General features: G+C 43.7%; 14 protein-coding genes. 9 read left to right on the forward strand and 5 right to left on the reverse strand.

Annotated elements, in window-relative coordinates; translation table 11 throughout:
- Positions 1–166: 166 nt before the first annotated feature.
- From L4D78_RS18755 to L4D78_RS18770, 4 genes are all read right to left on the reverse strand, one after another.
- Positions 167–487: a 2Fe-2S iron-sulfur cluster-binding protein gene (locus L4D78_RS18755; protein WP_428456190.1), complete on the reverse strand. Its 321-nt coding sequence runs from the start codon at positions 485–487 to the stop codon at positions 167–169.
- Between the two features lie 38 nt (positions 488–525).
- Complete coding sequence (locus L4D78_RS18760; RefSeq protein WP_428468351.1) at positions 526–1,530, reverse strand: hypothetical protein; 1,005 nt, start codon at positions 1,528–1,530, stop codon at positions 526–528.
- Between the two features lie 4 nt (positions 1,531–1,534).
- Positions 1,535–2,602 (reverse strand): aromatic ring-hydroxylating dioxygenase subunit alpha, encoded by a 1,068-nt coding sequence (locus tag L4D78_RS18765; protein ID WP_428468352.1) that lies wholly within the window; start codon positions 2,600–2,602, stop codon positions 1,535–1,537.
- Between the two features lie 64 nt (positions 2,603–2,666).
- Entirely contained in the window at positions 2,667–3,719 is a 1,053-nt protein-coding gene (locus L4D78_RS18770; protein WP_428468353.1) for a 2,5-dihydroxypyridine 5,6-dioxygenase, read from the reverse strand.
- Between the two features lie 386 nt (positions 3,720–4,105).
- On the opposite strand from L4D78_RS18770, the gene L4D78_RS18775 reads away from it, so the two are divergent.
- The 9 genes from L4D78_RS18775 (at position 4,106) to L4D78_RS18815 (ending at position 14,003) form a co-directional block, all read left to right on the forward strand.
- Positions 4,106–5,263 carry an FAD-dependent monooxygenase gene (locus L4D78_RS18775; protein ID WP_428468354.1) on the forward strand — a complete coding sequence of 386 codons (1,158 nt, stop codon included), beginning with the start codon at positions 4,106–4,108 and terminating at the stop codon, positions 5,261–5,263.
- Entirely contained in the window at positions 5,260–6,066 is an 807-nt protein-coding gene (locus L4D78_RS18780; protein ID WP_428468355.1) for an alpha/beta fold hydrolase, read from the forward strand. The genes L4D78_RS18775 and L4D78_RS18780 overlap by 4 nt, the downstream gene beginning before the upstream one ends.
- A 47-nt stretch (positions 6,067–6,113) precedes the next feature.
- Positions 6,114–6,869: a maleate cis-trans isomerase family protein gene (locus L4D78_RS18785; RefSeq protein WP_428468356.1), complete on the forward strand. Its 756-nt coding sequence runs from the start codon at positions 6,114–6,116 to the stop codon at positions 6,867–6,869.
- A 13-nt stretch (positions 6,870–6,882) separates the two neighbouring features.
- On the forward strand, positions 6,883–7,542 hold the full coding sequence (locus L4D78_RS18790; RefSeq protein ID WP_428468357.1) for an N-carbamoylsarcosine amidohydrolase: 660 nt from the start codon (positions 6,883–6,885) through the stop codon (positions 7,540–7,542).
- A 156-nt stretch (positions 7,543–7,698) separates the two neighbouring features.
- Positions 7,699–8,214 carry an NAD(P)H-dependent oxidoreductase subunit E gene (locus L4D78_RS18795; protein WP_428468358.1) on the forward strand — a complete coding sequence of 172 codons (516 nt, stop codon included), beginning with the start codon at positions 7,699–7,701 and terminating at the stop codon, positions 8,212–8,214.
- Positions 8,204–9,754: a formate dehydrogenase beta subunit gene (locus tag L4D78_RS18800; RefSeq protein WP_428468359.1), complete on the forward strand. Its 1,551-nt coding sequence runs from the start codon at positions 8,204–8,206 to the stop codon at positions 9,752–9,754. Before L4D78_RS18795 ends, L4D78_RS18800 begins: the two co-directional genes overlap by 11 nt.
- Entirely contained in the window at positions 9,747–12,614 is a 2,868-nt protein-coding gene (gene fdhF / locus L4D78_RS18805) for a formate dehydrogenase subunit alpha (RefSeq protein WP_428468360.1), read from the forward strand. Before L4D78_RS18800 ends, fdhF begins: the two co-directional genes overlap by 8 nt.
- Positions 12,615–12,628: 14 nt before the next feature.
- Positions 12,629–13,462 (forward strand): formate dehydrogenase accessory sulfurtransferase FdhD, encoded by an 834-nt coding sequence (gene fdhD, locus L4D78_RS18810; RefSeq protein ID WP_428468361.1) that lies wholly within the window; start codon positions 12,629–12,631, stop codon positions 13,460–13,462.
- Between the two features lie 88 nt (positions 13,463–13,550).
- A complete protein-coding gene (locus L4D78_RS18815) occupies positions 13,551–14,003 on the forward strand; it encodes a MarR family winged helix-turn-helix transcriptional regulator (RefSeq protein WP_428468362.1) in 453 nt (150 codons plus the stop codon).
- A gap of 156 nt (positions 14,004–14,159) precedes the next feature.
- Here the strand turns inward: L4D78_RS18815 and L4D78_RS18820 are convergent, their stop codons facing one another.
- Positions 14,160–14,762: a 2OG-Fe(II) oxygenase gene (locus L4D78_RS18820; protein WP_428468363.1), complete on the reverse strand. Its 603-nt coding sequence runs from the start codon at positions 14,760–14,762 to the stop codon at positions 14,160–14,162.
- Positions 14,763–15,096: the final 334 nt, after the last annotated feature.

A 15,096-nucleotide genomic window follows, 5' to 3' on the forward strand; every position in this document is an offset into this window, starting at 1 on the left:
TGCTTCCTAAATATATTGCCATTACTGCATGTTGTTATTAATAATATTACAGACATACAGCGCCTAAAAATAAACATTTATGAGGCAAGGCTATCCGGTCAATGGAAATATTTATTGATAAGTTTTTATCACAATGAAAATGCTGAGATAAAGTGGGCTTAGCCCACTAGAACGACGAATCCTGCACATGAATAACAAGGCCATCAAGCGAATCATTCACTTGTATCTGGCATGCTAACCTTGAGTGTATTGTAGGGTTTTCTGTTTCTTCGAGCGTTAGTTGCTCTACCTCCTCTGCAGGAGGGATTTTTGAGAACCAAGCCTCATCAACTCTAATATGACATGTTGCACAAACACACGCACCACCGCATTCAGCTTCAATTCCGTTGATGTCGTTATTAATTGCTCCCTGCATCAAACTTTGCCCGTTTTCAACGTAAACTTTACGGCTATTACCATCAGGTTCAATATATGTTATTTCGGCCATTACTCTTCCTCACTTTAATTTATAATTTTATATTTAACTTATTTATTTAATTCATCCCATATTTTTCTTATAAACTTCGCTGCTTCTACATTTTGTTCGAATAAATTATATTTGGCACCTAAGCCATAGTCTGGTAAGTTAATCATTTCGGTTGTTATATATTTTAATGGACTATTAGGGGTGTTCTTATGATATTTCAATGCTTTTCTAATTGCTTCTTTTGACGGCTCAAGTAAATAAGCGTTCCACTCTGAATGCCATTCCCCTTCTTTCGGCTTAACGATTGGGTATTGAATGCCGCGAGCATATTCTTCATCATTCACTTTATGCCACAGATTTTTAGGTTGATTCGGCGCAACAGTTCTTAACTGTAACCATTTAACAATGCCCATGTTTAACCATTTATCACATAAAGAATCAGGCTCAAACGGGTCCAGAATTACCTCACCACGAGCTACGGCCTCTCGCACCCCTGATAACTCAAGTTCTTCAGGGTTGCCAATTTTGAAATTAACATGGCTGTAATCCAGCGTGAAGTTAAATGGGATCCCTCGTGCTTGAACAAGTTCAGCCACTTCCTGAACTCGGAGGAAGTCCTCTGTCCACATATTCACATGGAGTTCAAAGGTCGGCTCAACACCTAGGCTCATCCCTTTATCATAGGTGCTTAAATAATGGTCACAAAGCTCTTCATTCGTTAATTCATGCCCATCTTTATGGTGCTTGAAAGTCATTATGTTATGGCAGCTCGCGCCGATTTCTTGGCATATACGTAAATTATCATCCAGTAAGGCATCATCTTCGCCAAGCTGATAAAACCAACTCGCGGTATGAACAGGAAGATTAAAAGTCTCTATCGCATGTTTATATTCATCGATATTAGAGCGCAACGGAATACGATCAAAATAATCAAACACACCAGATTCACTAACCAATTTAAATTGTTCGTATATCGATAGTTCATCGAGCGATATAGGTTTATCTAGGGATGACAATTGCACCCCTCTTCCATTACAACCGAGTAAAAAAGGTTTTGAGTTCATAATATTAACCGTTCGAAGTGATTGGAATTAGCAGTTCATTGTTTGCATCAGTGCTCGCTTCAGCATTAATCATGTTATCGACAATACGGCGCATTCTTGCAGGTGCAGCATCAATCGCAATTTTCAGCCTTTTACGATCTGGATGTTGTATTTCTTTCTCTTGAATTGCTTCAAGGATCTCTTTATCTTCATCGAATGCCAGCCTAAAGTCGGCCGATAGTGCCTTATTGGTTTGCTCGTCAGCCTGGAAGTTTTTAATGTGTAACCAATGATCAATCGAGTTAAATTCATCGACTGGCGTCATGAAATGGCAAGCTAGCACTTGCATTGCTCCCTCTCGATTCCCTTCCTGCGCACCCGTACCTGTTTCCGCGCTGCCAAAATCGATAATGGCAATACTTGGTGCGTAATAATGATAATAATGCCAACGATCAACATTACCTTTGAAGTTACCGTACTTTTCAAAAATAGGGATCGCAGGCGCATCGATAATCCAACGCCATGTCAGAATCTTCTTCTCTTCAACTTTATGATGCACTGGAATATCTTCACTTGCAGCATTACCCAATGTACTTAGGTGTACAAAACTCACGTGTGCAGGATCACATAGGTTATCAGCAAGACTTAAATAATTTGCTTTGATTTCAAGTGCGTCCCCCTCTACAACGCTCCAGTCTTCAGAGTTGTATTCAGGAATATCAATGATCTCTGATGGATCAGCAAGGCTTGCCTCCCCCATCCAAATCCAAACAAGACCCAATTTTTCATGGGTTGGATAAGTACGTACTTTCGCACTACGCGGAATGATGTCTTGCCCCGGTACACGAATACACTCGCCGGAACAATTAAAAGTAACGCCGTGGTATCCACATTCAATGTCATCACCTTTCAGCTTACCTTTCGATAAAGGGAGTAAACGGTGCGGACACATATCTTCCATCGCAATAACAGCATTATTACTATTCCGATAAAGGACAACATCTTGCTCGGTAATTCTGTGCTTAGATAATGCTTGTTCAACGTCACGTGACCACGTGAGTGGATACCAAGTATTTAATACATAATCTGCCATGAGTAACTCCTTTCTCATTATTATTTATAAATTGCTTTCGTGTTCAGCGAAATCATTCATATCTTCACTTCACCATTGACGCATCTGGTGCAACAATATCCCCTTTAATAACAACGGGCGCATCATCTAGGTAAATACTGCAACCCCTTAGCGGGATATCCATGTGGCAAGGTGTTTTACGTGTACCACCTACTTCTGTATTTGGTCCAGTTGAAAATAAAAAGTTACCGTAAAAAGCACGAGCATCCATGCACATACCATCATTTTTGTCATGTAAACCCATGGCAGTCCATTGTGCGCGAGGTTGTAATCCCCACCCAATATGAGAAATCCCGAATGCCTCAGGATCATTAAAATAGTCCATATATTCACGTAAATACTCGGCCTCAAAGCCACCAGTAATATTGGTAATAAAGCCTTTTTCAATTTCGAGGGTTATTTTTTCTCGGGTGTAACTTTTAAAGGGTAATAAAATGTCACCTTTATCAATAACAATTATACCTTCTGCCGTTTCTTCATTTGGCCATGTAAATAAGAAACCACTTGGCCAGTGATCCCACCGTCCAGGTTTGTCCGCATAGCCATATTCTGTAACCGCAGGGTATTGCCCCAGCTGTACACGGAAATTAGTACCCGCTTCGGATGTAACTGTCATTGAAGATGCTTGTTGCAATAATGCCTGAGAAGCTTCTACCCGCAACTTATCTTCTTTCGTTGGCAACATTCTGGCTAAGACTTCAGGCGGCTCCACAGCAAGTAAGATGCGTGTCCCTGTCTTTAAGATCTGCTCCTGCTCGGGAGAGTGGAGCAACATCATCGTATCTACAATCAAATCAGCGGCTTCTAGTGCTCTTTGCGCTGCAATATTTCCCGTTAATGGCGTGTCACCACAATAAGCCGTTAAGTCATTCCCCATCGCTACAGGATGATTAAATGCTGGCAGCTCGACTTTATATACTTTTGCACCTAAACGCTGCGCGGCATCAAACGCTGCTTTCACTGTACGTTGATCAGAATAATGACTAGAGAGTATTGCGACAGATTGCGAGTGGTCAACACAAGACAGTTCAAGTACATGCTCAAACATTTGCGTTAATTGTGAGTCACTAACTGGCATTTCCTTCACTCCTTTGAAATTAAATATTTGCTATGTATAACCAAGTTCCCGACTTGCTCATGTATAGCGTATACGCTCATTGATGACTTCAATTGTATGCACAATGTTAAAAAATATGCACCTATAAATTGTAAAAAAACAACACCCACATCGGTAACAAAAAACAAACCAACAAATAAACCACTGATTAATAATAAAAAACACTGCAATTTGATAATATTGCAATTTATATAAATGTGATGAATGTTCAATACGTACAAGTTAACGATAATTTAACATTGTCAATTTATAGTGTGTACGCTACAAATTAATAACAGGAAGGCTAAGGCAACACACTTAGCGGGTTGGTAGATATTTAGATCAAATAATATGAAGAAGGAATTCGAATGAGTGGCTTTAAATCAAATAAGAAAATAGCAATCGTTGGGGCAGGCTTAGGTGGGGCAGCGGCAGCAGCTTTGTTACAGCAGGCAGGGTATAAAGTTGATGTGTATGAGCAAGCTCAAAGCTTTAACCGCTTGGGCGCAGGTATCCATATTGGCCCTAACGTGATGAAAATATTCAGACGTCTGGGGATGGAAGACAAACTAAATTTGATGAGTTCACACCCCGACTTCTGGTTCAGCCGTGACGGCCGCACTGGCGAATATATGTCAAGGATCCCGTTGGGTGAGTTTGCAAAGAAAGAGTACGGTGCTTCTTATATTACTGTTCACCGTGGTGACCTCCATGCAATGCAAATTGACGCCATCCAAGATGGAACAATGCATTTCGGTAAAGGGCTCGAAGCGATTGATGATGGTGGTGATGATGTATTACTGACATTCTCTGATGGCACAACAGCACGCGCTGACATCGTTATCGGTGCTGATGGTATCAATTCTAAAATCAGGGAGGTTCTGCTAGGCCCCGAGCAGCCTACATACAGTGGCTGGGTTGCACACCGAGCATTAATAACAGGAGAGCAATTAGCCAAACATAATATGACGTTTGAGCCCTGTGTTAAATGGTGGAGTGAAGACCGCCATATGATGGTCTATTACACAACGGGCAAACGTGATGAATATTATTATGTGACAGGTGTACCTCAACCAGAATTAGATTTTGAAGGTTCATTTGTACAAAGTAGCCAAGAAGAAATGTACGAAGCATTCGAAGGTTACCACCCTACCGTTCAAGCTCTTATTGATTCCACCGAGTCTGTTACCCGCTGGGCGTTAAAAAATCGCAACCCATTGCCTCTATGGAGCCGCGGTCGTCTTGTCATGCTTGGTGACGCTTGCCACCCAATGAAGCCTCATATGGCGCAAGGTGCTTGTATGGCGATTGAAGATGCTGCAATGCTACTGCGCTGCTTTGATGAAGTGGGACTTGAAGATTATGAAACCGCTTTTGATCTTTATGAATCCAACCGTAAAGAACGAGCTTCACGTGTTCAACGTGTTTCCAATGCAAATACATGGCTGAAAGAGCAAGAAGATCCATCTTGGGTATATGACTACGACGTATACGCTGTTTCATTGAAGAGCGAGACACTAGCATGAGTTCAGCATTCTTAAACGGTGGCAATGTCCACGCTAACGGCATCAGACAGCACTACTTACGCTATGGTGGAAAAGGACCAAAAGTGCTGATTGTTCCTGGTATTACTAGCCCTGCGATTACGTGGGAGTTCGTTGCAGAACGTTTTGCGACACAGTTTGATACCTATGTACTCGATGTGCGAGGAAGGGGACTATCGTCTTCTGGCCCCGAGCTCGATTATGATCTTGATACTTGTGCCAAAGACATTGTGGATTTTGCTCAAGCGATGAAATTTGATGAATACACTTTGGTTGGCCATTCAATGGGAGCTCGTTTTGCCATACGCGCCGAGACAATGAGTCAAACCGGCTGTACCCAGCTGGTACTCATCGACCCCCCCGTTTCAGGCCCAGGTCGACGCGCTTACCCAAGCAAACTACCGTGGTATATCGACTCAATGGCTGAAGCGACGGCTGGGTGTGATACCGAAGCGATGCGTAAATACTGTGCAACGTGGACCGACGAACAACTCACTCTACGCGCTGAATGGTTACATACCTGTGATGAAAAAGCCGTTCGAGTAACCTATGACGGTTTTCATAATGACGATATCCATCAATATATTCCCAACATCACTATTCCGACACTACTTATGGTCGCAGGAAAAGGCGGAGTCATTGAACCCGTTGATGAAGCAGAAATGCGTGAGCTACTACCTTCTATCTCAATAGTTAAAGTAGAAAAAGCAGGGCATATGATCCCATGGGATGATCTCGATGGCTTCTTTGAACAATTAACCCCGTTCTTGGGTGTAAAACTATAGCGTTGCTAATTACCCGCATCAGGAAAATAAGTAAGGAAACTAACACCATGAGCAAATTATTCAAAATTGGCCAGATTGTCCCAAGTTCAAATGTAACAATGGAAACAGAAATCCCAGCCATGCTACTTGCGCGACAAGGCATACGCCCTGAGAGATTCACCTTCCACTCTAGCCGTATGCGCATGAAAACAGTCAGTAAAGAAGAACTCGCGGCAATGGATGCCGAATCTGATCGCTGTGCTTTGGAATTAAGTGATGCCAAAGTCGATGTACTCGGCTATGCCTGCCTAGTCGCAATAATGTCGATGGGTTTAGGTTATCACCGTGAATCACAAGCACGCCTCACGAAAGTGACCGAGTCGAATGATTCACCAACACCGGTAGTAACAAGTGCTGGCGCATTAGTCGAAGGCTTACACGCAATGGGCGCTAAACGTATTGTGTTAGTTGCCCCTTATATGAAGCCATTAACCCAAATGGTGGTTGACTATATCCAAGCTGAAGGTATTGACGTTGTTGACCATCGAGCATTAGAAATACCGAATAACCTCGATGTGGCCCGTCATGATCCAATGAACCTACCCGCTATCGTCGCAGAAATGGATACTAGTTCGGTTGATGCTGTCGTGCTATCAGCGTGTGTACAAATGCCTTCTCTTGCCGCGGTAACAACCGTCGAGCAGCAAACAGAAAAACCCGTTTTGACAGCAGCAATTGCGACCACCTACCGCATGCTCAAAGAATTGAACTTAGAGCCTGTCGTACCTGGTGCGGGTGCACTTTTATCAGGTGACTATAAATAACAGGGCATTAAATATGAGCGATATAAAGTCGAATAACGATGTGCTGAATAATTATCAGGGAGTGTGGGATACAAAAATAGGGTTCGGTGCTAAATCTGCCCTATTGCTTGTAGACTTCATGAAAGCATATACAACGCCCAATTCATTATTATATGCGCCCGATGTTGTAAATGCTGTAGCTAAAACGGAATCTGTTCTTAAGCAGGCAAGAAAAACCGGTGAAATGGTGATACATACCAACATTCGTTACCATTCACCCAGCTTTGCTGATGGCGGTACTTGGGTGAAGAAAGCCCCTGTCATGAGGGAGATGGTCGAAGGTAATATACTGGCAGAGTTTTGTCCAGGTGTAATTCCTCAAACCAATGAATTGGTGATAACAAAGCAGTATGCCAGTGCTTTCTTTGGTACAACATTAGCCTCAACATTAACGGCATCAGGGATCGATACTGTTGTGATTGCAGGGTGCTCAACAAGTGGCTGCGTTCGTGCAACGGCAGTAGATGCCATGCAACATGGCTTTCGAGTTATCGTGCTTGAGGATTGTGTTGGGGATCGCCACAAGTCTCCCCATGATGCTAATTTATTTGATATTAACAGTAAATATGGCGATGTCATCTCAAGTGCTGATTATCTCCAATATATTGGCGTTGTTGACACCGTATCGGCTTAATTAATTGATAGCGTTATTTTCATGACTTTCTAAAAGTATATTCAAAGTCTAATTTGTCATGCTTTTAGAATAGTCATAGCACCCTAGCGTAGAGTCTTATTTTTAATGGTTAATTATGGATAAGATTAACTAAGAATTATCGAAGGAAAGCACTGTATGCAAACTTCTTCTATTTATGCTCCCACTCTACAAACCGATGCCATTGAATTTTCAACTCTCAAAGTGATAGAGAGTAATATTAATAAGGCAGGGCCGCTACTTCCCATATTACATGACTTACAAGACACGTTCGGTTATATACCCCGTGTCGCCATAAAAGTAATATCACAGCAATTGCACCGATCAGAGGCCGATATTGATGGAGTGATCAGCTTCTATCATTATTTCCGCTTAACGCCACCAGCTAAAGTCGTTGTAAAAATATGCCAAGCTGAAGCATGCCAAGCCATGGGGGCCGTAAGTTTATGCAATAACATAAAAGAGTGGCTGCAAACAAAAGATTGCTCAGTTAAAAACGCTGTCGAAATTGAACCCATCTACTGCATGGGAAATTGCGCGTGTGCACCGAATGTGTGTGTCGGCGACGACCTGTATGGTCGAGCCAATATAGATTCAATTCAACACGCAATAACCCAGCAGTACACTTCGGAGGGAGAGGCCGATGAACGATAAAATATTCATCCCTAAAGATACCACCGCGATCTCCCTAGGAGCCGACCGTTTAGCCACATTACTTCAAAATCGTGGCGACGAATTTACCATGATACGTAACGGTTCCCGCGGCGCTTTTTGGTTAGAACCATTAGTGGAAGTTCATACCCCAAAAGGGCGTATCGCCTACCCTAACATGACCGTTGATAAGCTCACCGAACTATTAGAAGCCAAAGAAGCCTTCCTCTCAGGCGATCATGCTTATTGCTTAGGGTTAACCGAAGATATCCCTTACCTGAAAAAACAACAGCGTCTCACCTTCAAACGCGCAGGCATAGCTGATCCGACATCAATTGCAGACTATATAGCGATGAGTGGTTTTTTAGGGCTACGCAGAGCCATTCAATTAACCGACAAAGAGATTGTTGAAGAAGTCACTGAGTCAGGGCTTCGAGGCCGTGGTGGTGCCGCTTTCCCTGCGGGTATCAAATGGGAAACGGTGAGAACAGCCAACGCAGGAACAGGTGGTAAATATATTGTTTGTAATGCCGACGAAGGGGATTCGGGGACGTTTGCCGATCGCCTCGTCATGGAATCTGACCCGTTTATGCTAATAGAAGGAATGGTGATTGCAGGTTTGGCCGTCGGCGCGACCAAAGGGTATGTCTACATTCGCTCGGAATATAAACATGCCTTTAATATCATGAATGAAGCAATAAATCTTGCCGTAGGCAATGGCTATCTCGGAAACAATATTCTGGATTCAGGAAAAACGTTCCACTTAGAACTTCGACTGGGTGCCGGGGCCTATATTTGTGGCGAAGAGACCTCACTACTAGAAAGCATGGAAGGAAAAAGAGGAATCGTAAGAAACAAACCGCCACTCCCCGCTTTGAAAGGTTTCTTTGGACAGCCCACCGTCATCAATAACGTACTTTCGTTAGCCGCTATTCCTTATATCTTAGAATGCGGTGCAGCGGCTTATGCCAATTATGGAATGGGGCGTTCAAAAGGCACCTTACCCTTCCAACTTGCAGGCAACTTACGCCAAGGTGGCGTGGTCGAGCTAGCCTTCGGTATCAGCCTCAAAGAGCTGTTATATGGCTTTGGAGGTGGCTCTGCCAGTGGCCGTAATTTAAAAGCGGTGCAAGTTGGAGGCCCTTTAGGGGCATACCTCCCAGAAGAACAATGGGAAACATTGATGGATTATGAATCCTTTACCGCAATCGGTGCTGTTCTAGGCCACGGTGGTATTGTCGCGTTTGACGACACCGCTGATATGGCACAAATGGCTCGCTTTGCCATGGAGTTTTGTGCGATTGAATCATGCGGTAAGTGCACACCCTGCCGAATAGGCTCAACACGCGGAGTTGAGGTCATTGATCGTATTCTCGGCAATGTTGATCGTAAAGAAAATCTCATTTTATTAGACGACTTATGCCAAACCATGGAGTTGGGGTCGATGTGTGCGATGGGCGGTATGACACCCAACCCAGTAAAAAGCGCCGTCCAATACTTTGCCGAAGATTTTAACGCGACTGGAGATAAATGTAATGGTTGAATATTTTGACCCCGTGTCCTTTGACCCTACGGTATTTGAAAAAGATTTTGGTACACCAGAGGTTAACTCTGACGTTATGGTGACACTGGAAATTGATGGTTTCCCTGTCACGGTCCCCGAAGGTACATCCGTCATGCGTGCGGCGGCTCAACTTGATATTACAATCCCTAAACTCTGTGCAACAGACAGTTTAGATGCATTTGGCTCATGCCGTGTTTGTGCTGTTCAAATAGCAGGTCGTAGAGGGCTACCATCCTCTTGTACCACACCTGTCATGGAAGGGATGAAGGTCAAAACACAAAACGATGATATTGCCAAACTGCGCAGAAACATTGTTGAGTTGTATATTTCTGATCACCCTTTAGATTGCTTAACCTGTCCTGCAAATGGCAACTGCGAACTCCAAGACGTTGCAGGTGCTGTTGGTTTACGAGAAGTCAGGTATGGTTTTGAAGGTGAAAACCATTTGCAGCAAGAAAAAGACACTTCAAATCCGTATTTTACCTTTGATCCCGCTAAATGCATTGTGTGCTCTCGGTGTGTACGCGCGTGTTCAGAAACACAAGGCTCCTTTGCGCTGACCGTGGAAAATCGGGGGTTCGACTCAGCGATTTCGGTGGGTCAAGGTAACGACTTTTTATCTTCCGATTGCGTATCATGCGGCTCTTGTGTCCAAGCTTGCCCAACCTCAGCACTGATGGAAAATAACATCATCCAAATAGGGCAACCAGAGCGCAGTGTGATCACAACCTGCGCCTACTGTGGTGTAGGGTGTTCATTCAAAGCGGAAATGAAAGGCGACCAATTAGTCAATATGGTGCCCTATAAAGGCGGTGGTGCTAACCATGGTCACTCTTGTGTAAAAGGCCGGTTTGCTTTTGGTTATGCCACTCACCCCGACCGCCTAAAAGCGCCAATGATCAGAGAGCATATCGACGAACCATGGCGAGCCGTCAGCTGGGAAGAAGCCATTGAGTTTGCAGCCGATAAACTGAAAAACGTTCAGAAAAAATATGGCCGTAAAAGTATCGGCGGCATTACCTCATCGCGTTGTACCAATGAAGAGGCTTACCTTGTCCAAAAAATGATCCGTGGCGCGTTTGGTAATAATAACAGTGATACCTGCGCGAGGGTGTGCCACTCTCCAACGGGTTATGGACTGAAACAAACATTAGGAGAATCCGCAGGTACACAAGATTTTGACTCAGTTCTCGATGCCGACGTGATCGTTGTCATGGGGGCGAACCCAACTGATGCCCACCCCGTCTTTGGTTCTCTTTTGAGAAAAAGGCTTCGCCAAGGGGCAAAACTCATCGTCATTGATCCTCGGCGTATTGACCTACTCGATACCCCCTACCTCAATGAGAACTACCACTTAGCCTTAAAACCGGGCTCTAACGTCGCGCTTATCAATGCCATAACGCATGTCTTGGCGGTGAATGGCCAACTCGACAGTCAATTTGTTGGTGAACGTTGTGAAGAAGAAAGTTATAACGCTTGGTTGGATTTCATTTTAGACCCATCCAATTCCCCAGAACAAACAGCAACGATCACTGGTGTTCCCGCTGAACTTATTCGAACCGTCGCAAACCTTTATGGCGAAGCAAGAAACGCCGCCGTTTATTATGGGTTAGGCGTAACGGAGCACAGCCAAGGCTCAACCACAGTGATGTCGATAGCGAACTTAGCGATGGCAACAGGCAATATCGGTCGCTCTGGTGTCGGGATAAACCCATTACGCGGACAAAATAATGTTCAAGGCTCATGCGACATGGGGGCATTCCCACATGAATTACCTGGCTATCAATCCGTATCAGACCCCATTGCGCGCTCTAAATTTGAAGCCGTATGGGGAGTCGAGTTAGATGGCGAGCCGGGCTACCGCATACCCAATATGTTTGATGAAGCGATTTCCGGTGGCTTTAAAGGCTTGTACGTACAAGGTGAAGATATCGCTCAGTCCGATCCCAATACCCAACATGTAGAGAAAGCCTTACGTAAACTAGATTGCCTTATCGTCCAAGATATTTTTCTCAACGAAACCGCTAAATTTGCCCATGTGTTATTACCCGGCTCAAGTTTTCTTGAAAAAAATGGGACGTTTACCAATGCCGAACGCCGTATCAACCGCGTCCGAAAAGTAATGGCTCCGCTAGCAGAAAAAGAAGATTGGGAAGTGACTCAAGCGCTTTCTACCGCACTGGGTTTTGAGATGAACTATAAACACCCAGAAGAAATCATGGCCGAGATTTCTACACTGGTTCCAAGTTTTACGGGTGTCAGTTATGAAAAGCTTGAACAGCAAGGCAGTGTGCAATGGCCATGTAACGATGAGAACCCATCAGGCATGCCAATTATGCATACGCAAACTTTCTCTAGAGGTAAGGGAAAATTTGTGGTGACAGAATATGCCCCCACCAGCGAGGTGGCTTCACGTAAATACCCGATGATATTAACAACCGGTCGGATTCTCTCTCAATATAACGTGGGGGCGCAAACACGCAAGACAGAGAATCAAGTATGGCATGATGAAGATAAATTAGAGATACACCCGAGTGATGCTGAGTTTTATGGCATTAATGAAGGTGATTGGGTTGGAATTTCTAGCCGCTCGGGAAGCACGGCGCTAAGAGCGACCTTAACAACTCGCGTATTAGCGGGTGTCGTCTATACCACCTTCCACCACCCAGAAAGTGGCGCAAACGTTATTACCACCAATAACTCAGATTGGGCAACAAACTGTCCAGAATATAAAGTTACAGCCGTGCGCATTGAACGCGTTTCAAAACCATCTCAATGGCAAGAACGGTATGTAGCACAAGACACTCAACAGCGTCATTTTTTAAAACAATCAAAGTGAATGGGGTCATGAGCATGGAAGCTAAAATATGCGACAGAGGGGGCCATTTAGAATATGGTGTAGCTAGTGCGCGGCCATACCAATCACTAGAAACCGTGCAAATAGGATCGATTGGTCAGTGGGACTGTGAAGGGGTTGTGGCTGAAGAGAAGCCAATTGCGCTGATATATAACGGTATCTCATACGCAGTGATGATGGGAACCCCCTCAAATCTAAAAGATTTTGCTCTTGGGTTTAGTTTGTCGGAGTCAATTATTATGACTCGCTCAGAATGTCTGGATATAGAAATTGAAGAGTCTGATTCTGGTGTACAAATTCACATCACCATCACCAACCGTCGGATATTTGCACTCAAGGATAAAAGACGGAACATCACGGGACGAACTGGATGCGGCTTGTGCGGGATAGAGTCTTTAGCTGAGGCAGTCAAAACGCCTCAACAGCTATCACCACCTCCAATCCCAACTTATCAGGCAGTCAAAAATGCAGTGGGAGAACTAAAACATAAACAGGAATACCAACGAAATGCTGGCGGCTTTCATGCTGCGGCTTGGTGCGACCAAACAGGTAAAGTGACACGTATTCGTGAAGATATTGGCCGCCATAATGCACTTGATAAGCTAATTGGCTCAATAGATAAAAGCGATACTCAACTCGGTTTTGTTTTAATATCCAGCAGGATCAGTTATGAACTGGTACAAAAAGTGGCAACTTGTGGTATTGGAATACTTGTTGCCCTTTCAGTGCCTACAACCTTGGCGATCAACATCGCAAGGCGTGCAAATATTCATATAATCGGTCTCGCGAAGAATGACCGTTTAGTGCTGTATTCTACATGGCTAAAATAGATGGATGAAATGTCAGACATTTAGGATGAAAAATGTTTGTATTAATATAATATGGCCTTTAGCCAAAATATAGATAACGTGTTGATATATGGATAAAAATATAAATAACAGTTTAAAAGAGCATGGTTATATTTTAAGTGAGCAGGTCGGTCACCTGATTCGTAAGTCATATCAGAAGCATACTGCAATCTTTCAGAGCTTAAGTTATGACGAGCAACTAACGTCAATTCAATTCGCCACACTCTGTACAATTGTTGAGCGTGGACCCAGCTCGTTAACAGAACTTGTCAACGAGACCGATATCGATCAAGCGACAATCAGAGGCGTGGTAAAGCGCTTGATGGCTCGAGAGTTGATCCAACGCGTGCAAGATACCCAAGATAATCGAAAAGTGATTATAACGATAACGCCTGAAGGTCGTAAGTTAGTCGAAAAAATGCTACCGAGTGCGAAAAAAATAACCGAAGAAACGTTGAAGAATTTGAATGAAACTGAAAAAGTCGCATTCTTATTTCTGCTGAAAAAAATCACTGAAGATTAACTAATGCCACTCAGCACGACGACGAGAGCTCAAATACTAGAAGCCACTGATAAATCAGTGGCTTCTTCGATCATTGTGGACCGATAATGACGAATACGGCATCGTTCTATCAATTTTTTTGGTCTTTAGATGTAATCAAAAGCGTCTAATGGGGCTTTATCGCGCAATATCCAGCAAGCTACCTTTTACACCATTAGTCCGGAACCAACCCGCAATACTGAACCTTTCAACATTTGTTGGTAGTACCTCGTGAGGAAATAGCTCCGATAAAAACACAAGTAATCGCCCTGATTTTGGTTGCAGCGTCATCAATTCCCTATCATCGAGATCATATACCACCAACTCACCACCATCTTGCTCTGACCAACTGTCATTCATATAAAAAACAGTCGTCAAACGGCGGTTTTCATTTCCCCGAAAACAATCGAGATGCTTTTGGTAAAAGTCGCCTTTTTCGTATTTGGCAAAGTGGGCTTCATATTCAAACAAACCAAGAAAAAACTGTTTGTTCACCTCTCGACGGATCACTTCCATTCTTTCAAGAAAATCTTGCGCTGCCACACCTTGCTCAGCAGCAAGCCAATGAATTTTGTCACTACGAATGGATGATTCACGCATCACTTCATCATTACGGCCAATTCGCGCTTTGATCCACTTCTCGGGCAAGCAGGATTTCAGGGCATTCACCTGAACCGGAGTTAGAAAATCATCCCAGACAAAGTATCCCTGAGTAGCCAACGCATCAATCAACTTTTGCATCACGTTTTAACATATTAAGAAAAGAATGCGGGTTATATAACCAATGGTACGCTGCGACAATTCAGATTGTTTATCTTGTCGATTAATATCACTTCAAGGCCATAATCAAACGGCTGCAATATTTCTACGCTCATTCGTCATGGACGGCTCTTTGATATTAAATGTGTCCATTGCTTTGCGTGGTTTGGAGGGGTGCAATGTTTAGATATGAAAAGTGTGGCGGAGCGGTTTTGGTATGGCAGGATTTTCAAATCCCTTTCTCTGCCACTAAAACGACGAAAGCCCAGCATTTCTGCTGGGCTTTCTGAATGTGGAGGAGTGCTACGAGGGTATT

The sequence above is a fragment of the Photobacterium minamisatsumaniensis genome, from assembly GCF_050336695.1.
Taxonomy (GTDB): domain Bacteria; phylum Pseudomonadota; class Gammaproteobacteria; order Enterobacterales; family Vibrionaceae; genus Photobacterium; species Photobacterium minamisatsumaniensis.